Source organism: Pseudarthrobacter sp. SSS035 (assembly GCF_023273875.1).
Taxonomy (GTDB): Bacteria; Actinomycetota; Actinomycetes; order Actinomycetales; family Micrococcaceae; genus Arthrobacter.
The window spans coordinates 1,482,791-1,502,163 of the sequence record NZ_CP096882.1 but is presented as its reverse complement, the minus strand read 5'-3'; the positions used below and the strand labels follow the sequence as shown (position 1 = coordinate 1,502,163).

Annotated in this window: 14 protein-coding genes and 2 pseudogenes; 4 read left to right on the top strand and 12 right to left on the bottom strand. The window is 65.3% G+C overall.

Features of this window, described 5'->3' with window-relative positions; translation table 11 throughout:
- Positions 1-8: 8 nt before the first annotated feature.
- A pseudogene (locus MUN23_RS06820) lies at positions 9-2,571 on the bottom strand (alpha-amylase family glycosyl hydrolase).
- 323 nt (positions 2,572-2,894) lie between these two features.
- On the opposite strand from MUN23_RS06820, the gene MUN23_RS06815 reads away from it, so the two are divergent.
- On the top strand, positions 2,895-3,725 hold the full coding sequence (locus MUN23_RS06815; RefSeq protein WP_248763120.1) for a putative protein N(5)-glutamine methyltransferase: 831 nt from the start codon (positions 2,895-2,897) through the stop codon (positions 3,723-3,725).
- 102 nt (positions 3,726-3,827) lie between these two features.
- Here MUN23_RS06815 and MUN23_RS23545 read toward each other — a convergent pair whose 3' ends face one another.
- Both MUN23_RS23545 and MUN23_RS06805 read right to left on the bottom strand, forming a co-directional pair.
- A complete protein-coding gene (locus MUN23_RS23545; protein WP_305886582.1) occupies positions 3,828-5,696 on the bottom strand; it encodes an HNH endonuclease signature motif containing protein in 1,869 nt (622 codons plus the stop codon).
- Positions 5,697-6,116: 420 nt separating this feature from the next.
- Positions 6,117-7,304 carry an IS30 family transposase gene (locus tag MUN23_RS06805; RefSeq protein ID WP_371875902.1) on the bottom strand — a complete coding sequence of 396 codons (1,188 nt, stop codon included), beginning with the start codon at positions 7,302-7,304 and terminating at the stop codon, positions 6,117-6,119.
- On the opposite strand from MUN23_RS06805, the gene MUN23_RS06800 reads away from it, so the two are divergent.
- Positions 7,303-7,827, top strand: a complete 525-nt coding sequence (locus tag MUN23_RS06800; RefSeq protein WP_248763119.1) for a DM13 domain-containing protein — start codon at positions 7,303-7,305, stop codon at positions 7,825-7,827. The two genes, MUN23_RS06805 and MUN23_RS06800, sit on opposite strands and share 2 nt — an antisense overlap.
- A 149-nt stretch (positions 7,828-7,976) precedes the next feature.
- Here MUN23_RS06800 and MUN23_RS06795 read toward each other — a convergent pair whose 3' ends face one another.
- The 9 genes and pseudogenes from MUN23_RS06795 to MUN23_RS06755 all read right to left on the bottom strand — a co-directional run bounded on the left by MUN23_RS06795 (position 7,977) and on the right by MUN23_RS06755 (position 16,786).
- Complete coding sequence (locus MUN23_RS06795; RefSeq protein ID WP_248763118.1) at positions 7,977-8,495, bottom strand: YtxH domain-containing protein; 519 nt, start codon at positions 8,493-8,495, stop codon at positions 7,977-7,979.
- Positions 8,496-8,606: 111 nt separating this feature from the next.
- On the bottom strand, positions 8,607-8,873 hold the full coding sequence (locus MUN23_RS06790) for a GlsB/YeaQ/YmgE family stress response membrane protein (protein ID WP_248763117.1): 267 nt from the start codon (positions 8,871-8,873) through the stop codon (positions 8,607-8,609).
- 135 nt (positions 8,874-9,008) lie between these two features.
- A complete protein-coding gene (locus MUN23_RS06785; RefSeq protein ID WP_248763116.1) occupies positions 9,009-9,842 on the bottom strand; it encodes an aldo/keto reductase in 834 nt (277 codons plus the stop codon).
- 28 nt (positions 9,843-9,870) lie between these two features.
- A complete protein-coding gene (locus tag MUN23_RS06780) occupies positions 9,871-12,423 on the bottom strand; it encodes a rhamnogalacturonan lyase (protein WP_248763115.1) in 2,553 nt (850 codons plus the stop codon).
- A 141-nt stretch (positions 12,424-12,564) separates the two neighbouring features.
- Positions 12,565-13,622: pseudogene (locus MUN23_RS06775) on the bottom strand (SDR family oxidoreductase).
- The gene (locus MUN23_RS06770; protein WP_248763114.1) at positions 13,616-14,587 is read right to left on the bottom strand and encodes an aldo/keto reductase; all 972 of its coding nucleotides are present in this window, start codon (positions 14,585-14,587) and stop codon (positions 13,616-13,618) included. Before MUN23_RS06770 ends, MUN23_RS06775 begins: the two are co-directional and overlap by 7 nt.
- A gap of 90 nt (positions 14,588-14,677) precedes the next feature.
- Positions 14,678-15,499, bottom strand: coding sequence for an aldo/keto reductase (locus tag MUN23_RS06765; RefSeq protein ID WP_248763113.1), 822 nt, complete (start codon positions 15,497-15,499; stop codon positions 14,678-14,680).
- A 267-nt stretch (positions 15,500-15,766) separates the two neighbouring features.
- On the bottom strand, positions 15,767-15,976 hold the full coding sequence (locus MUN23_RS06760; RefSeq protein WP_104063004.1) for a dodecin: 210 nt from the start codon (positions 15,974-15,976) through the stop codon (positions 15,767-15,769).
- A gap of 105 nt (positions 15,977-16,081) precedes the next feature.
- Complete coding sequence (locus MUN23_RS06755; RefSeq protein WP_248763112.1) at positions 16,082-16,786, bottom strand: FadR/GntR family transcriptional regulator; 705 nt, start codon at positions 16,784-16,786, stop codon at positions 16,082-16,084.
- 144 nt (positions 16,787-16,930) lie between these two features.
- On the opposite strand from MUN23_RS06755, the gene MUN23_RS06750 reads away from it, so the two are divergent.
- On the top strand, positions 16,931-18,400 hold the full coding sequence (locus tag MUN23_RS06750; RefSeq protein ID WP_248763111.1) for a four-carbon acid sugar kinase family protein: 1,470 nt from the start codon (positions 16,931-16,933) through the stop codon (positions 18,398-18,400).
- Positions 18,401-18,430: 30 nt separating this feature from the next.
- Positions 18,431-19,330 carry an NAD(P)-dependent oxidoreductase gene (locus MUN23_RS06745; RefSeq protein ID WP_248763110.1) on the top strand — a complete coding sequence of 300 codons (900 nt, stop codon included), beginning with the start codon at positions 18,431-18,433 and terminating at the stop codon, positions 19,328-19,330.
- Positions 19,331-19,373: the final 43 nt, after the last annotated feature.

Sequence of the window (19,373 nt, the reverse complement as noted above, 5' to 3'; positions counted from 1 at the left end):
GGCCGCGGCTAGCCCGCCGTGAGCAGGTGGGTGGCGTGGTCGTACCGGAAGGTGACCGCGCCGCCGTCGTGCGTGTAGGAGATGTTGGCCCCGTTGGGCACCCCGTCAGCCCCGTAATTCACGTCCCAACTGCGGTTCAGCGCCGCCTTGAACTCATACGTCCCGGCCGGCAGGTCCGGCACGGACAGCGTCCACACCAGCGTTGCCGGATCCAGCGTCAGCTGGGCCTGGCCGCACGCTGGATCCCAGTCGGCGCCGCACCCGAGTTCGTTGTCCAGGCTCCCCGCGATGGCGACAGCGCCCGGCTGGTGGGAGGCGTACCCGGTGCTGAGGACGTGTGTGCTGTTGTCGTAGCGGAAGGTGACGGCCCCGCCGGGATGGTCCAACACGATGTTGCTGCCGTCAAGGACTCCGCCGGCGCCATAGTTCAGGTCCCAGCTGCCGTTGAGCGCGGCCTTGAACTCGTACGTCCCGGCGGGCAGGTCTGCCGTGAGCCGCCAGATGTTGTCCGCCGGGTCCAGGGTCATGGACGCGGCTGGGCAGGCCGGGTCCCAATCCGCAGGGCAACCCAGCTCGGGGTTCAGCGACCCCGCCACGGTCACCGAATCCGGCTGTGGAGCCTCGCCCACCGTTACCGTCCGCAACTCGCTGACCACGCCGAAGCCGGGGCCGCTCATGGCCGCGCGGTAGCGCACCTGGGTGCCGTCCGCGAGCTCAAGTGCCGCCAGGTCATCGGTGACCGAGTACACCGGTGAGGAGTCATCGGAGCCTACGGCCGTCCACTCGCCGCCGGCCACGCTGCGCTCGAAGGACACCACGTGGCTGGATTTTTCCGGATCGGCCGTAGCGCTGAGCTCCACGGCCCCCTCCACACTGCTTCCTTCCACAGGCTTCTGGATCGTCACGACCGGCGCCGGCACTGCGGCTGCCCGGAGCTGGCTGGTGGCCCGGTGGCCCCCATTGTCCAGCACCGTGGCGCGGTATTCGAGAGCGGCGCCTGCTTCCAGGGCAGCAACATCGTGGAACACCTGGTACGGCGCGGTGTCGTCGGTGCCGATCGGTGCCCAGCCGCCCGCCGTCCTGGCCTCAAAGGTGACCTCGTAGAACGAAGCACCGCCGACGTCGGCCGTCACGTTGATCCGGCCGTTGTCCGCCGGTGACGCGGCAGGTTCCTGGAGTGCGACGGCGGGCGCCGCCTTGGAGTGCGGAATGCGGCCCGATGACTGGTAGACCACGGCCGACAGCGGCGGGACGGTGACTGTCAGCTTTCCGTCCGCTGAGGTCTCCACACTGTCCGCGCCCGCACCTGTGCTCCCATAAATACGTGTGTAGCTGCGCTTGCCGATGTAGGAGGGCACGTCGGCGGTCTGCGGCTGTTCGCTGTTGCTCAGGGCTACGACATACTCACGCTGGTCCTCCGCGTCGGTGCGGGAGAAGGCGTAGATCCCTGGCCCCTCGGAGGCGTAGCGGTGCTGGTGGGCGCCGTCGCGCAGGGCCGGGTGGTCCTTGGTCAAGGCCGCGAGTTCTCTGATCTTGGAGTACAGCGGGTGGCCGGCGTTGAAGTTGTCGGTGGCGTGCGTGGCGTCAGTGCCCAGCAGGTCGTCGTCGAGGTACTCCGGCACCTGGCTGGCGAAGAGCGTCTGCCGGGCATCCTGGTCCCCGCCCGGGCCGGTGAAGCCTTGCTCGTCGCCGTAGTAGATCACCGGGTTGCCGCGGGAAAAATACATGAGCTCGTGGGCCAGCTGGTCGCGGGCCACCTGTTCCGTGTCGGCTGAGCCCGGGTTGTCGGCGGCGATGAAGCTGCCGATGCGGCCCATGTCGTGGTTGCCCAGGAAGGTGGGCAGTTGGTAGACGTTGGAATCGCCGTCGGTGTACCAGTCGTCGCCGGCGAAGAAGGTCTCCAGCGAGCGGGTGTCCTGGCTCTTGGACGCGAAGTTCCGGGCCGCGTCCTGGAACGGGAAGTCCAGCACTGCCTGCATCTGGTTCCGGGTGGTGAACTGAGAGGTGAAGGACTTGGTCGGGTCGAAGACCTCGCCGAACATAAAGAACTCGTCCTTGCCCGGTGCCTTGGCGTAGCTGAGCATCTCCGGGCCGAATTCCTGCCAGAACTCGTTGTTGACGTGCTTCGTCGATGAGGGCCTTCAACTCGTCGTTGGTTCCCAGATGGGGGTCGATCTGGGTGAAGTCGGTGATCCAGTAGCCGTGATAGCCGGCCGACTTGTCCTCGGGCTGCACCGCCTTGTTCTTGAAGCTGGGGGTGAGCCAGATGGACGTGGTGCCCAGGCCTTGGATGTAGTCGATTTTGTCCAGCAGCCCGGCCAGGTCGCCGCCGTTGTAGAAACCCTTTTTGGTGGGGTCGAAGCCGGACGCCATGGGGTCGGCGCCGAGGCCGCCGTCGTCATTGGTTGTGTCCCCGTTGCTGAATCGGTCGGCCATCACAAAGTAGAAATTCTCGTCCGTCACCGGGGCTCGGAGGGAGTGAAGGGCCGACGGCGACCCCGGGTCCTTCGGTCCCGGCGCGGCGTGCGCCGGGAGGACGGAAGTGGAAGCGACTACGGCTGCGGCGAGCAGTCCCAGCCACGGCGTTAACGGATAGTTGAGGCGTTGGATTGAGCTTCTGCGGGTGCGTGTTTTCACGTCAGGAGACCTTCCTGGTAGCGGCGATGCTGTTCAGGCTGCTGTGGAGATGCGAGTGGGGGCGGCGTCAGTTGGCGGTCAGGGAATGGGGTTCGCGCTGGCGATCAGGGATGATCGCCAGGTGAACCACGGCACACTGTAAGCGCTTGCACAGAATAAATCCAGTCTTTTGGGTTGGGCTGGCAGCGGCTATCTTCGCGTACATTCAGAGGCGGGCGACGGTGCTCGGCGCCCATCAGTTTGCGGAAGGTGTACGCATGTCAGCCACTGAATTTCATGTTGTGTCCCCTTTGGGGATCGCTGAGCGGCTGCGCTCGGCCGGGTGCGTCTTTGCGGAGGAAGAAGCCCGGCTTCTCCTCGCCGCGGTGTCCGGCCCGGCCGAAATCGCCGCGGCGGTGGAGCAGCGCGTTGCCGGGTACCCGCTGGAGCACATCCTGGGCTGGGCCGAGTTCTGCGGACTCCGGATTGAGCTCGATGCCGGGGTTTTTGTTCCGCGCCGCCGCACGGGGCTCTTGGTGAATGAGGCCGTAGCCCTGCTCTCGGCGGACCCGGAGCGGGAGCACCTGGATGGTGCGGAGCAGCCCGTTGTTGTGGACCTGTGTTGCGGGTCCGGTGCGGTGGGGGCTGCCATCGCCTTCCGGATTCCGGGGCTGGAGCTCCATGCGGCGGACATTGACCCGGCTGCGGTGGCCTGCGCCCGCCGGAACATTGGCCGTGTGGGTGGTGACGTCCACCAGGGCGACCTGTTTGAGGCGCTGCCGCCCGCCGTCAGAGGGCGGATCAGTGTAATGGCTGTCAACGCCCCCTATGTCCCCACCGGTGCCATCGATTCCATGCCGCACGAGGCACGCGAGCACGAACCGTTGTGGTCGCTCGACGGCGGCACTGACGGACTCGAGTTCCACCGCCGCGTCGCTGCGGAGGCCAGCGAATGGCTGCGGCCGGGCGGGCATCTCGTCATCGAAACCAGCCAGCGGCAGGCCGGAAGAACGTCGTCGATCCTGGCGCATGCGGGCTTCGCGGTGAGGACTGTCCGCTCGGAAAAACTGGACGGCACTGTTGTAGTCGGACACGCCCGGCCTTACTGACGGGTGCGCCGGCGGGTACTTCTTCGTGCGATGGCGGCTGCCCATTCGCGTTGTGGCTGCCTTCTCACGCTGTGGCAGTGTCTATTCGCGTTGCTGCGGCGTCTATTCGCGTTTAGGCGGTGGGGGTGGTGGTTTGAAGTAGTGGTTTTGTTGGGGTTTTTGGGTGGGGTCGGTGTGGCGTGGGGGTGTGAACCAGGGGACGCCGTTGCGGGTGTGGATGGTCCATTGTTCTTTGTGGATCAGGTGGTGGTGATGGGAGCAAAGGAGGGCTCCGTTGCTGACGTTGGTGGAGCCGTCGTGTGACCAGTAGGTGATGTGGTGGGCTTCGCACCAGGGGGCCGGGATGGTGCAGTTGGGGAAAGCGCAGCCTTGGTCTCGGGCGGTGAGGGCGAGGCGTTGGGCAGGCGTGAAGAGCCGCGTTTTGCGGCCGAGTTCCAGGATTTCGCCGCTGGTGCCGAGGAGGACGGGGATGATGTCGGCGTCGCAGGCGAGTTTCCGCAGGGTGGTGGCGGCGACGGGCCCGGTGAACGTGAAGCTGCCCGTGCCAATACCAGTACCAGTACCGGCGCCGCCCGTGCTAATCCTATTACCGCTGTTGTTGTCTGTGCCTGTTCCTGCAGCCAATCCGTCGCCAGTGCTGGTGGCTGTGGCCGGGTGGGGGAGGAGGTCTTGGTAGTTGATGGTGGCAAGGATTTGGGGGCGGTTCCCGCCGGTGGTGGGCAGTTCGTTGGTGCTCAGGGCGGCTTTGAGGGCGCCGATGATGCCGTCGAGTTGTTTCTGGGAGCGGGTGCGCCGGTCCAGATCGATGTCTGTGTCCTGCCAGACGTCATTACCCTGCCCGGTGTCGGGAGTGCCGGTCCCGGACCCGGCTTCTGTACCGCTGGCTGCGCCGGTCCCCGTGCCGGTTTCCGAGCCTGTGGTGTCGCCTGTGGTGGTGCGGGGGTTGGTGGCGGCGTTCATGACCGTAGCGAGGTGTTCGTATTGGTCGGTGGTGGCGAAGATTTCGAGGTGGTGGAGGCCGTGGCGGGGTTTGCGGATGAAGGCACCTTGGGTGTGGCGGAGTGCTTCTTCCGTGGGTTCGGTGCCATCGGCGTCGAGGGTATCGGCCCAGCGCCGGGCGACTCGGGCAAGGAAGTCGGGGTCAGCGGTGGCGGCGGTGTGGGTGAGGTCGTGTTCGATCCGGTCCAGGTTTTCCGGGGTGGTGTGGTGTTTGAGGCGGTCGAGGGTGGCGCTGATGATGGTCCCGGCGCGGGAGGAGACCACGGGCCCGGATCCTGGCACGGCCTGAAACGGGGTTACAGCGGCGTCGTCGTCGGCGCTTGTCTCTGCCGGGCTGCTGGTGGCGCCGGCGGTCGGGGTGAGGGCTGCGGCGAGGTGTTCCCTCATTGGAGGTACGGGGTCTCCGGTGAGGGTGGTGGCGGGCAGGATGGTGTGGGCGAGATGGATGCGTCGCTGGGCTTCACTGCGCCCGATCCGGAGCCGGAGGCGCAGGAATTCGGCGGTGTTTTTGCAGCCGTCATCGGCCGGGGACCGTGGCACAGTCCGGGTGCTGCCGGTGGCGGTCTCGGGGGTTCCGGCGGTGGTCCCGGCGGGCCACTCGGCGTCGGTTTCGTTCAGGGTTTCAACGCCGTTGTCCCAGCCGGTGACCCAGTCCCGGGTGCGGCTTGTGGTTGCGGCGGCGGTGATGGCCTGCGTGCGGGTGCGGTCCACGGCGCCCGCGGCGAGGATCTGGAGGTAGTCCACGGTCCGGGAGAGCCCCTCAACCAGTCCGGCGAAGTCGGCGGCTTCGACGTAGCTGGCCATCGCGAGCGTCCCGGGTGCAGCAGCGGCGGCAGCGTTCACCGAGGCGATCACCGAAGCCAGCCCGGCGTCGTTCGAGAGAACAGCGTCGTCCGACAGAACAGTCGCGGCAGTCGGAACGTCGGTGTTACCGCCGCCGTTCCGAGCCAGCTGATCCCCCAGAGCTTCCATAGGATTACTCTGCCGTGGGGGTGTGACATTTTGGCCGCCGTCGCATATCTCAGGGATGGAAGCGCCCCCAATAGGCGAACCTGCAAGCGTCAGAACGGCAGCAGTGCCGCCGTCGTCCGCAAGCTGACCCCCAAGAGCTTCCATAGGGATACTCTGCCAAGGGGGTACGACATTTAAGCCAGTCCTGCCGTTGAGCTCCAAAAAAACAACAAATTCCGGCTACGGCTGATCCGTTGCGCCAGTCGCCGGATACGCGGACGATGATTCCATGAGCGGAAAGTCCATGAGCCGAAAGCAGAGTCCAAACCGACGCCGGACCTGGATGATCGCTGCGGCGGCCGTTGCAGCGGTGGGTCTGGTGATTGGACTTGTGCTGTTCAAGCCCTGGGCAAAGTCAAGTAGTCGGAGCAACGCGGGGGTTTATGCCGCGTGTAGCAGCTGGTTCAGCCGGTTGGCTGGGGTCTCGAGGTTAAGGGTGGGCCGGGGCCGGCGGTTGAGTTTCGCGGCGACCCGGCGGAGGTCCTCCGGGGTGTGAACGGAGAGGTCAGAGCCTTTCTCGAACCAGAACCGCAGGAGCCGGTTGGTGTTCTCGTTGGTCCCGCGCTGCCAGGGTGAGTGCGGGTCGCAGAAGTAGAGCGTGGTCTCGAGTGCGGTCTGGATTTGGGCGTATTCGGCCAGTTCCGTGCCGCGGTCCCAGGTGATCGACCGTCGCAGGTGATCCGGGAGCTGGCCCATCTCCCGGATCATCGCGGCGGCGACAGTCTCAGCGGTGTGGTCCCCGGCGAGGTGGAGGAGGATCGTGAACCTGGTCGAGCGTTCCACGAGTGTTCCGATCGCGGTCCCGTCGCAGCCGATGATGAGGTCACCTTCCCAATGCCCCGGCACCGCCCGGTCCTGGACCTCGGCCGGGCGCGCACTGATCTTGAACGCCTCCTTGTAAGGGCTGTTCTTGTGCCGGTCCGCGGCGTGGGGAACGCGCTGCTTCCGCTTCAGGCTGAGCTTCTCGGCCAGATCTGCCCGCAGACTTCCGCGGGATTGAACATACAGCGCCTGGTAGATCGTCTCGTGGCTCACCTGCATAGTGTGATCACCGGCGAAGTAAAACGCCAACATCGCCGAGATCAGTTTCGGACTCCACCCGTCATCCATCCACACGCCGATCAGCCGGCACAGATCCTCGTCCTCGACCAGCTTCAACGCCTTGGGCCGGCGCCTGGCCTGATGCGCCCTCGTATGGGCGACCGAGGCGTAATACACCCCGTCCGCGCTGGCGTTCCGGTTCACCTCCCGCCAGACCACCGACTTGTCCCGACCAATCGCCTCACCAATGTCGGCATAGCTGAGTCCCTTCCGCCGACCCATCTGGATCATCCCCCGATCAGCCAAGTTCAACGCCCGGCCACCCGGACCGTCCGCCGTCGGTGCCGGATCCGAAAGACCCCCAACAGCGCCCATGTTCACAGTCATCATGTGGCCAGACTGGGCCCACCAGTTCCTCCCAGCCCCATGCGTGACTCCGACACGCCGCGCGGCAGCGACAATCGACATCCCGCCACACACCATGTCAACGAACTCGGTGCGGGTATTCGGAGGAAATGATCTGGCCATGAAAACGCTCCATCAATCAGAGCGTTGCTACGACCGTATGACTCTGCCCTGGCTTCTCTTTGTGGACGTGAGAGTGGATGAACAGCTGCCCATCGTGGCCAGCAGTCCAGCGCAAGCACAACCGACTCCGCCTACACCCCTGGCGCCGACTCCCGCACCCATGCCTGCCGGCCCGGTGCAGCTTGCTGTGGGCACGCTGATCAGCCATGAACACGCCACCACTGGAACTGTCCGGATCGTACAGCAGCCTGACGGCGCCAGGCTGCTCACGCTCGAAAACCTGGATACGTCCAATGGTCCGGATGTGCACGTCTGGTTAAGTGCCGCTCACGTGGTGGAAGGGACGGCCGGCTGGTTCACCGCCGGCTCCGCAGATTATTACGACCTCGGCATGATCAAAGGAAATCAGGGCAATCAGGTTTACCGGATTCCCGCCGACGTTGACCTGTCGAAGTACCCGTCAGTTGACCTGTGGTGCGTTCAGTTCAGCGTGTCATTCGGTGCTGCCGAGCTGGTCACCTGAGACGGCATCTGGCCGTGACCCGAGACGTGGCTGGCCGCCGCGTCCCCCAAGGAGCGCGGCGGCCAGCAAAGACCATTTTTAGCACAATTTCAACGTGGCTTCCGTGTCATACGGCGAATCCCGCGTAACGTCCCGGCAACGATCCCGGATCATTCCCGTCGGGGGTCAACGTTCGTGGCTGCGCCGGCAGCAGTGGCGCCTCCTTCACCGGACCAGTCCTGGCCCTGGTTGTCATTGAACGCGGGGTCTGACTCAACGTCCGATGTCCCCAGGTTCACCGTGTCCGGGTGCGTGCTGTGGCCGGGAACGTGATCGCCCACCGCAGTACTGCCGGCCGCAGCGCTGCCAGCCGCAGCGGTGCTGTAGGCACCCACCGAGGCGCCGGCGTCGGACGTTTTGGACTTGCTGGTGCCGGACGCGGCGTCGTGGTGAACGGCCGAGCCGATGACTGTGCCCGCCCGGCGCGCGGCCTCACCCAACTGGTCTGCTACCTCGGGGGCCTTCTCCTTGATGACCTCCGCGGCGGCGCTGACCTTGTCCTGGACCGGCTTGCTGTCCCAGATGCTCGCCGCCCTGGCCTTGAGCTTGTCGTACGCTGCCCGGCCGGAACGCGATCCCAGGACGTAGCCTGCCGCGATGCCAATACCCAAAAGAAGCTTAGATTTCATAGTGAACTCCTGTCCGTTGAGAAGGTGCAACTTCCCGAGCCGCTTGGCCGTGGAAAGAAAAACCGGCCCCGGGAGATTGTCCCAGGGCCGGTATCAATGCCGGTGACAAAGCTAGCTGCGTACGCTGCGCTTCGTGATCATGCCGTAAACCAGCAGCACGATGATCGAGCCGGCGATAGCGAGCAGCCAAGTCTGCAGCGAGAAGAACTCCTGCAGGCCGGTACCGAAAATCATTCCGCCGAGCCAGCCGCCGAGGAACGCACCGACGACGCCCAGGATGAGGGTGATGATCCAGCCGCCACCCTGCTTGCCCGGAAGGATCGCCTTAGCGATCGCGCCGGCAATAAGGCCAAGAATCAAAAATGCAAAGAAACCCATTTTGTCGTTCCTTCTTTCCTACATCAGGGAGGTGCCCGGATCCCGGGCACGCTTCATCCCTCTGCCCCAATACTAATCATGCTTACTATCTTTTCGCCACTCTGAATCCCCGCGGAAAGCTTGTACAGGGCCTTCTCAGTGCCCTGTTGCGTCCGAATTGTTGCCGGTGCCGGGCCCCTCGTCCAGGATGGCAAGTTCCGCGAGATCCTGCCGATCCAGGGAGAAATCGAAGATGTCCAGGTTTTCCTGCATCCGCTCGGGATTTCCCGATTTTGGAATGACTACAAGTCCCTTCTCAATATGCCAGCGCAGCACCAGTTGAGCCGGGGTCTTGTCGTATTTTTCACCAAGCTGCGAAAGGAGGGGAGCGGTCAGCAGGCTTGCCCCGGACCCGCCCAGCGGGCTGTACGATTCCGTGACAATTCCATGCGCGGCATTGAACTCCCGTTCCGCCTCGCGGGTGATCGCCGGGCTCAGCTGGATCTGGTTCACCGCAGGCACAACATCGGTTTCGGCCAGCAGCCGTTCCAGGTGTGCAGGCTTGAAGTTGGAGACGCCGATGGACCGGACTTTGCCCTCCGCCTGCAGCCGCTCAAACGTCTTCCACGTCGAGACGAAATCATCACGCGCAGGGAGCGGCCAGTGGATCAGCAGCAGGTCCACGTAGTCCAGCCCCATGCGGGTCAGCGACCCCTCCAACCCCGCCACTGCGCGGTCCTCGCCTTGGAACTGGCCGTCCAGCTTGGTGGTGACGAAGATTTCGCTCCGGTCCACCCCGCCTGCGCGGATGCCGTTCCCAACGCCTTCCTCATTGCCGTATTTCACTGCCGTATCGATGTGCCGGTACCCGGCTTCCAGGGCCTGTACGACGGCGGCAGCCACCTGTTCGTCGTCCAGCGGCCAGGTGCCGAGCCCCAGCTGCGGAATGCTGTAGCCGTCATTGAGCATGATGAGCGGTGAGAGAGTCATTTCAACAGTCTGCCGTGCTTTCGCCTTCCTAGCCTTCGAACGCCCGGAGAATATTTGCTGCCTGGTAGTCGAGTACTGTTCGTGCCACGTCGGACACCTGATCTGGCCTCTTTTGCTGGTCCAGGAACTTCACAAAGCGCTGGATGGCCTGTGCCGCTTGGGAGGCATCGCCGTCGTCCACTGCCTTTGCCGCCTCCTGCACACCCGCTGCCAGCTGCTTCGCGACCGGGCCCGCCACGTCGCCGGACTCAACCAGGTCCTCCAAAGTTTGCTGGAGGGCCTTCACGCTGCCAGGGAGCCAGGCTGCCTGCAGTGGCACATCACCGAAGTGCATGTCCGAGGCCAGATAGAAGTCCGTGTACGAGGGCTGGTTGTAGGTGGTGTTCTGCCGGGCAACTTCAGCGCGGTACTGCGGATCGTGCATGAGCGTGTAGAGCTTGTGGTTGGTGACTTCGGTGCTCAGGTACATCCGGAGCGCTGAGCTGTCTGCCGTCCGGACCAGCATCTCCTCACGCCAGTCACCCACGACGTCGGCCACCAGGCTCGGTGTGCCTTTGGTGCCGTTGTTGGTCCGGGTGTCCGTGGCGGTGAGCAGCCGGCCGCGCTTCCAGTCGTCAATGGAGGGGGTCTGGTCGCCGGAGCCGTTGATGATCTGGGTTGTCATGTCGGCAGCCCATTTGATGCTCATGTTGGTGCCCGGCGAGGTCGCGGAGAGTTTGTCTCCGTCGGCCGACTGCATGCCAATGGCCCAGTTTTCGATGCCGGGCACTGCAGGATCCACGTCGCCGATCATGCCGCGGCCGGTGTCCTTCCCCGAATAGGCGCCGAACAGTACCTCGCCGGTGGCGGCGTCGCGCATGGCGTAGCCGTACGGGGCGTAGGTGCCGCCTTCGTGCACCGTGAAGATCTCCTTGCCGGGGCGGGCCGGATCAATGTCCGTGACGTGCATGGCATCGCCGTGGCCCAGCCGGGCCTCCTCTCCCGGGGTCGCGCTGCCGGCCGGCATGGTGTCGGACGAGCTGTACAGCAGCGAACCGTCGTCGATGGTGGCCGAGCCGTACACAATTTCCTGCTTGCCATCACCGTCCACGTCGGAGGCGCTGAGGGAATGGAAGCCCTGCGTGGTGAGCGTGCCGAACTCGTGGTCCGTCCCGTCCCGGCCGGGCGGGCTGTCGTTGAAGGGGTTGGTCATGGGCGTCCAGCCCGAGTCGACGTTCCAGGCCGGGGAGAGGTTGGCGCCGTCCCAGGTGTAGGCGGCAAGTGTGCTGCGCGTGTAATAGCCGCGGGCAAATACGGCGGCGGGCTTCTTGCCGTCCAAATAGGCGACGCCGGCCAGGAACCTGTCCACGCGGTTGCCGGGTTCGATCCGGGCCATGGCGTAGTCGCCCCACATCAGGCCGTCGTCGTGCCTGCCGGGCTCATACGCGACCGTCTTCAGTTCCTTGCCCGTGGCGCCCTCAAAGACGGTGAGGTATTCCGGGCCGGAAACGATGAAACCCTCAAAGGCCCGCAGGGCGTTCCGGGCGCTCCGGGCCGGCGCGTAGACATCCATGAAGTAGTCCGTCACCGCTTCTGCGTCAGTCCGGGACAGCGGGTACTGGTACTGCGGAGCGATGCCGAAGGCTTCTTCCAAGGTGGCGGGCCAGGTGCCGGCCTTGACCTCGGGGTGGTCGCTCCAGCCCCGGAACGTGTCCACCATGTGCTGGTAGTAGTCGGCGGCGCTCATCCGGTAATCGTCGGAGTTGGAATAGCCGGCGTCGAGGTCCTTCTGCAGCAGCGAGATGAAGGACTCGGCGGCCACGGAGCCGTCCGGATTGTAAGAGATGGACTTGGTGCCCGGGGCTGTCTTGAACATCATTTCCGAACGTCCGTCGCCGTCGAAATCGTTCACCAGCATCTGCGTGTAGTGGGCGCCGGACCGGATGTTGACGCCCAGGTCGATCCGGTGGAGCAGCGTGCCGTCGGCCTTGTAGGTGTCCACGTAGGTGTTGCCCGTGTAGCCGACCTGGGAGACGTCCTTGGAGTTGTTCGGATCCCACTTGACCACGAACTCGTACTGGCCATCGCCGTCGACGTCTCCCACCGAAGCATCGTTCGCCGAGTAGGTGTACGCCTGGCCGGCGGGTGTCACGCCGTCGGCCGGCTTCTTCAGCGGGATGTCCCTGAAGTTGCCGCCCCACGAGGTGGCAGTGGCGCTCCGGTCCAGTTCAACGCCGCCGACGACGGCACGCACGTCATATGCCGACGACGCAGTTCCGCCGGCGTCAAGGTAGTTCGTGCTGTCCGTGACGGATGCGAGCTTCTGGCCGTCGCGGTACACATTGAAGTCGGTGCCGGTGAGGCCTGTGGCGGACGAGCCCGTTGCCTCGTGGCCCAAGAGGCGCCAGCTCAGGAAGACGCCCTCGGATGTGCCGGCGGCAACCAGCCCGCGGTCCAGATAGTCGAGCTGCACGCCCGCCGGAGCGGGCATCGTGGAAGGCCCGACGGCGGCTGCCGGGGTGGTGAGGCACCCCACGGTCAGGGCAAGGCCCGCAGCTGCGGCCACCGAAAAACGGCGCACGGATATCCTGCTCGGATTCATCAGTGAATCCTTTCAATTTTGGATTGGGAAAACGCTTCCCCAGTAACCTAGTGGGGGTGTGCGCCACAAATCAACCCCTTGCGCCTGGTGGGAATCCCGAGTATTTAGAACGTTGTAAATGGCATAGCCCAGGCGGCGCGGTCAGTCCGCGGCCCTTGGCGCCCACCTAATCAGCCGATCACTCAGATCCATGAACGATTGGTCCACCACCTGCAGCTCGGGGTGCCCGTCATGCCACTGAACGATCTCCCGGGTCCCGTCAGCGAAAGGGATGGTGGCGGCAAAGCCAGGCACCAGGGCTTTGATCTTGGCATTGTCGAACACCACCGAGTGGGCGCGGTCGCCCAGGAGGCTTGGCCCTAGATGGGGCTGTGCCCGGCACCGTGTGCGGCGATGGTTTCCGAGGGCACATGGACCAACTCGGGATCGGGAACCCCCGCCGCCCGGGCAAACAGGCCGTAGATCTGGTTCCAGGGCAGGTATTCGTCGGAGGTGATGGTGTAGCTCTCGCCCACCGCCTGCGGCCGGCCAAGCAGCCCCACGAAGGCCTTCGCGAAGTCCCTGGCGTGGGTCACCGTCCAGAGCGACGTGCCATCACCATGCACCATGACGGGCTGGCCGGTGCGCATCCGGTGAATATCTGTCCAGCCGCCCACCAGGCCCACTCGCGTGCGGTCGTAGGTATGGGAGGGGCGCACCACGGTCACCGGGAAATCGTCCGACCGGTACGCCTCGAACAACAGGTCCTCGCACGCGATCTTGTCCCGTGAATACTGCCAGAACGGGTTCTTCAGTGGAGTGGATTCCAGGATCGGCAGCCGGGTGGGCGGCTTCTGGTAGGCCGACGCCGTGCTGATGAACACGTACTGGCCGGTCCGGCCGCGGAACAGTTCCATACTGGACCGCGCCTGGTCCGGAGTGAAGGCAATAAAGTCCGCTACGGCGTCGAACTCCCTGCCCTGCAGCACCTCCCGCACAGCGGCCTGGTCGCGGATGTCCGCGTGCAGGACCTCTGCGCGGTCCGGTGCCGGCTTGCCGGATTGGCCGCGGTTGAGGATGGTCACCCGGTGTCCCAGTACGACGGCGCGTTCCGCCGCTGCGGCGCTGATCACCCCGGTGCCGCCCAGGAAGAGGATGCTCCGTGGTGCCACGGTGTCGGCCGCGGGATCCAACGCGGCCGGATCAAACAGAGTCACCATGCGTAGTCCTCCGGTGCCGGACGGTGGCCCGGGAAGATGTCGTCGAGCCGCTTGAGCGCGTCGGCGTCGAGCGTCACGTCCAACGCCCGGATGCCGGCGTCGAGCTGTTCCTGCGTGCGCGGCCCCACTATCGGTGCGGTGACAGCAGGCTGGTGAAGCAGCCACGCGAGCGCAATGTCGCCGGGTTCGTGCCCCAGCCCGTCCGCGAGATTCTCGAACTGCTGGATCTGGTCCCGGTGCTGCTTGAGCGTTTCGGCAGCGCGCCCTTCGGTGCGCCGGACGCCCGCGCGTTCCTTCTTCAGGACTCCGCCCAGCAGCCCGCCCTGCAGCGGGGACCACGGGATCAGGCCCAGGCCGTACTGCTGTGCCGCGGGAATCACCTCCAGCTCCACCTCGCGGCGGAACAGGTTGTAGATGGACTGCTCGCTGACCAGCCCGGTGTAGTTCCGGCGGCGGGCGGCTTCCTGTGCCTGGGCGATGTGCCAGCCCGCGAAGTTGCTGCTGCCCGAGTAGAGGATCTTGCCCTGCTGGACGGCCACTTCGATGGCCTGCCAGATCTCGTCCCAGGGCGTGTCCCTGTCAATGTGATGGAACTGGTACACGTCGATGTAGTCCGTCTGGAGGCGCTTCAGGCTGGCGTCCAGGGCGCGCCGGATGTTCAGCGCGGACAGCTTGGACTCGTTGGGGCGGTCAGTCATGGTGCCGTACAGCTTTGTGGCCAGGACGGTCCGTTCGCGGCGCTCGCCGCCCTTCGCGAACCAGCGGCCAATGATTTCCTCGGTCCAGCCCCGGTGCCCGCTGCCGCCATAGACGTTGGCTGTGTCGAAGAAGTTGATGCCGGCGTCCAGTGCGGAATCCATGATGTTGTGCGCGTCAGCCTCGTCGGTGTGCGGGCCGAAGTTCATGGTGCCCAGGCAAAGCCGGGAAACTTTCAGGCCCGAACGGCCCAGGTGCGTGTACTGCATACGGAGGGATCCTTCGCTGGTGGTTGGACGTGGCGGAGCGCGGCGACCGAGCCCGCCGGAATCGGTGCCGGCAGGCTCGGTCAGCGTTGGCTACAGCTGTGTGAAAGCGGCGACGGCGGGATCGGAACCGATGCGCGCGCCCCGCTCGAGGGCGGTGATGGAGGCGAGCTCGTCGTCGGTCAGGGTTAGGGAAGCGGCCGCGAAGTTTTCGCGGATGCGGGACGGGTTAACCGACTTGGGGATGACGATGGTGCCGGCGGCCAGGTGCCAGGCCAGGACCACCTGCGCGGTGGTGGCGTCGTGTGCCTGCGCAACGGCGGTGACGGCTTTTCCGTTGAGGTCCCCACCCTGGCCCAGCGGGCTGTAGGCCTCCACCGCAATCCCGAGGGCACGGCTTTTGGCGGCTAGTTTGGCCTGCTGGTAGCTGGGGTGCAGTTCAATCTGGTTCACGGCGGGTACGACGTCCGTGGACTCGAGCAGGGTGTCCAGGTGGTCGGAGAGGAAGTTCGAGACGCCGATGGCACGGATCGCCTTGGCGGCATACAGGGCCTCCAGTTCCTTCCAAGCCTGGACGTAGAGGCCCTGTGACGGGACCGGCCAGTGGATGAGGTAGAGGTCCACGAAGTCAAGACCCAGCGCCTCGCGGGTGTCCTGGAATGCGTCCCAGGCCCGGCCCTGATCGCCGTTGCGGAGCTTGGTGGTCACGAAGATTTCCTCGCGCGGAATGCCCGAGGCTGCGATGGCAGCGCCCACACCTGCTTCGTTGCGGTATCCGGCGGCGGTGTCGATGTGGCGGTAGCCGGCTGCCAGGGCATCCTCAACGACCCGCTGGGTGTCTTCCGGCGGAACCTGGAAAACGCCGAAGCCGAGCTGGGGGATAGTGACGCCGTTGTTCAGCGAGATTTCTGACATGGGTACTCCTCGTAGTGCTGAAGGATGGTTCCTGGCTCGGGATGTCCGGCAGGAAACCGCTTTCGGGAACTGCTCCGGTACGAGCCTATGCACTTTCGCGCCGATAGTCAGTCCTTGACCGTGTCCCAGTTCGTCCTAGGACTGGCAGTCCTACTTTCGTTGTAGGAAATGCCTGGCAGGGCCGTGCCGAATGGCTCAACAGTGATGGCTGAACAGTGATGGCCGCGCCCAAAGGACGCGGCCATCACTTTTCAGACCTTGGAAGGGTCAGCCTTCGTGGCGGAAACCGAGCTTGATCCGTACCTGCCAGTCGGCAACTTTGCCGTCTTCGAGGTGACCGCGGATTTCCTTGACCTCGAACCAGTCCAGGTTGCGCAGGGTCTTGGCGGCCTCGGCGATCCCGTTGCGGACTGCCGCGTCCACGCCTTCTCCGGAGGTGCCGACAATTTCAGTAATGCTGTACGTGTGGTTGGACAACTTCGCTCCTCGTGATCGCCTTCGATTCCCGGTTGCGGGCCGTTCTTGAACACTAGTGGCACTTCTGAAGCGTGGCCAGAGCCAATACTCCGGAGCGGACTCTGGTCAGGGCGCTTCGAGGACCAGGTTCTTGAGGTCATCCAGGGTCTGTTGCATGTGCAGGTCCATGGCTTCGCGCGACCTGCTCGGGTTACGCGATTCCAGTGCCTCGGCGATGTTCTGGTGGTGTCCGATGGCGTGCTCCTGGATGGTTGGCACGGCCGACGTTTCGGCCCGGCGCTTTTCCAGCACGCGGTGCAGCGGCGCGAAAAGGACCGCCACAAAAACGTTCTCCGAGGCGCGCAGGATCAGGTCGTGGAATGCCAGATCAGCCTCCACGAAGGCGGCAATGTCGTTGACCTCATGGGCGGCCCGCATCGCCGCGACATGACCGAACAGCGCCTGGATGTCGGCGTCGCTGATCCGTGCCGCCGCGAGTTCGCACGCCCCGGTTTCAAGCATCCGGCGCAGTTCAATGAGCTGCACGGAGGCGGCGGCCTCGTTCTGTCCCTCGGACGCGGCGCGCAGGACAGCTTCCAGCGAAGCCCAGCGGTTCAACGGGTTAACGAACGTGCCGCGGCCGCGTTCCACGCTGAGGATCCGCTGCGCTTCCAGAGTTTTCATGGCCTCGCGCACTGTCATCCGGCTCACCTCGTGCCTGGCGCTGAGTTCCAGCTCGCCGGGCACGCTGGATCCGGGTGGAAAGTCCCCGGCAATGATCCGGTCCAGGAGTTCGTCGGCAACAACGCCCACCAGTGATTTCCGTGCCATTACGTCCCCCTTGCGGCGTCGCCAGATATGTCTGACAAGTCTACTTGCGAGTTTCTATGTCCTGTGCCACACTATTTGAAATGTTAGATGTCAGACATCTTACAGTTACCTCAATACTTAGATTTCCACACAACGGAGTGCACTGTGACGCTTGAAGCAGACATCCTGGCCGCCTTCCCGGCCGAAGTCCGGATTCCCGCCCGCCTTGTTGCCGACGCCGTCGCCGCGTCCAGCGCGGAGACCCCCCGGATGCTCGTAGTGCTCGACGACGACCCCACCGGAACGCAGTCCGTTGCGGATCTGCCCGTGCTCACCCGCTGGGAAGTGGAGGACTTCATCTGGGCCTTTGGCCAGGCGAAGCCCGCCGTGTACGTGCTGACCAACACCCGCAGCCTGGACCCCGCCGAAGCCGCAGCCCGCAACGAGGAAGTGGTCCGCAACGCACTGGCCGCCGCCGGCTCCGCAGATGCCCTGCGGCTGGGGTTCGTGAGCCGCAGCGACTCCACCCTCCGCGGCCACTACCCGCTGGAACCCGACGTTATCGCCGCCACCGTGGCTGACGTCAGCGGAGAAGCCACCGACGGCGTTGTGCTGGTGCCGGCATTCCCCGACGCCGGCCGCGTGACCATCGGTGGCGTGCATTACATGCGCGGCACCGGGCATGACGCCGGCAAGCTCACCCCCGTGGCCGAGACCGAATTCGCCAAGGACGCCAGCTTCGGCTTCGCCAACTCGGACATGACCAAATACGTGGAAGAGAAGTCACAGGGCCGCTTCGCCGCGGAATCCGTGATTGTCCTGGACCTGAACATCATCCGCGCCTCCACCGATCCGCAGATCACCGCCAAGGCCATCGCCGACGCCATCGAGCCTGCCACGAACTCCACGCCGATCGTCGCCGACATCGTCACCGAGAACGATCTCCGCGCCCTGTCCCTGGGCCTGGAAGAAGCCGAACGGCGCGGGAAGAAGCTCCTCTACCGCGTGGGACCGCCGTTTGTCCGCGCCCGGATCGGCCAGGAAATCCGCACCGAGCTCACTGGTGCTGAAGCCTACGCCGGAAACACCCCGTCCGAGGCCGGCGGCCTGATCGTGGTGGGCTCCCACGTGGGCGTCACCACCCGCCAACTCAAGGCCCTCACCGAACAGCACAGCGCCGCTCGAATTGTGGAGATCGACGTCGAGGAGCTCCTCAGCGACGCCGGGGACGCCCACCTCGACCAGACCGTTGACACAGTCGTGGAGGCACTCCACGGGGGAGACGTCATCGTCCACACCAGCCGCCTGCTCATCAAGACCGATGACCCCGCAGCGAGCCTGCGGATCGCGCGCACGGTGTCCGCCGCCGTCGTCGCCGTGGTGAACCGGACCCTCAAGGCCTTCCCGCCGCGCTTCGTCATCGCCAAGGGCGGCATCACGTCCTCCGACGTCGCCGCCCACGGCCTGGAAATCCGCCACGCCATTGTCCGCGGTCCCATGCTGCCGGGCATCGTCTCTCTCTGGGAGCCGGTGGACGGCCCCGCCAAGGGCATCCCGTACATCGTGTTCGCCGGCAACGTGGGCGACGACCTGTCCCTCGCCGACGTCACCCGCAAGCTCAGCAGCACTTTCTAGCAGTCCCGCCAGTATTCAAGGAAGAACACCATGACCAGCAACTACACCATCACCGTCCTGGGCCTCGGCGCCATGGGCCTGCCCATGGCCACCCGACTGGCCAGCGAGCTCACCGTTCACGGCTTCGACATCGCCGAGCCGCGCCTGAAGCTCGCCGAAGAAGCAGGCATCCGCACCTTCGCTTCCGCCCGGGAAGCCTCCAAGGGCGCCGACGCCCTGCTCCTGGCGGTCCGCAACGGCGAGCAACTCAACGATGTCCTCTTCGGCGAGAACGGTGTGGCATCCGTGCTGGAGCCGGGCGCCGTCGTCATCCTCGGCAGCACCGTGGGCACCGAAGCCATCCCCGCCACCGTGGCACGCCTCGCCGAATACGGCGTTGAGCTCGTGGACGCGCCGCTGTCCGGCGGCCCCAAGCGCGCCGGCGAAGGCGACCTGCTGATCGTCGTCGGCGCTTCCCCCGAGGCCCAGGAGAAGGCCCGCCCGGCCCTTGAACTGCTGGCCTCCACGCTCACCGTGGTGGGCGACAAGCCCGGCGACGGCCAGGCCCTCAAGACCGTCAACCAGCTCCTCTGCGGCATCCACATCGCGGCCGCCGCCGAGGCCATGGCCCTCGCCGACGCGCTCGGCCTGGACCAGGCCAAGACCCTCGCAGCCCTCGAAGCCGGCGCGGCAGGTTCCTTTATGCTTTCCAACCGCGGCCCGCGCATCCTCGAGGCCTACACCGAGGAAGGCGCCGAGGTCCTGTCCCGCCTGGACATCTTCGTCAAGGACATGGGCATCGTGGGCAAGGCCACCCGCGCCGCCGGCCTGGCAGCCCCCGTTGCCGCCGCCGCCGAGCAGCTGTACCTCCTGGGCCAGGCCCAGGGCCTCGCCGCCGCCGACGATTCCGCAGTCATCAAGGTTGTCGCGCCCACCAAGCGCACGGCCTAGGCACCCCGGCTAAAGCAGCCCGGCTGAAGCACCCCCAAAAAAC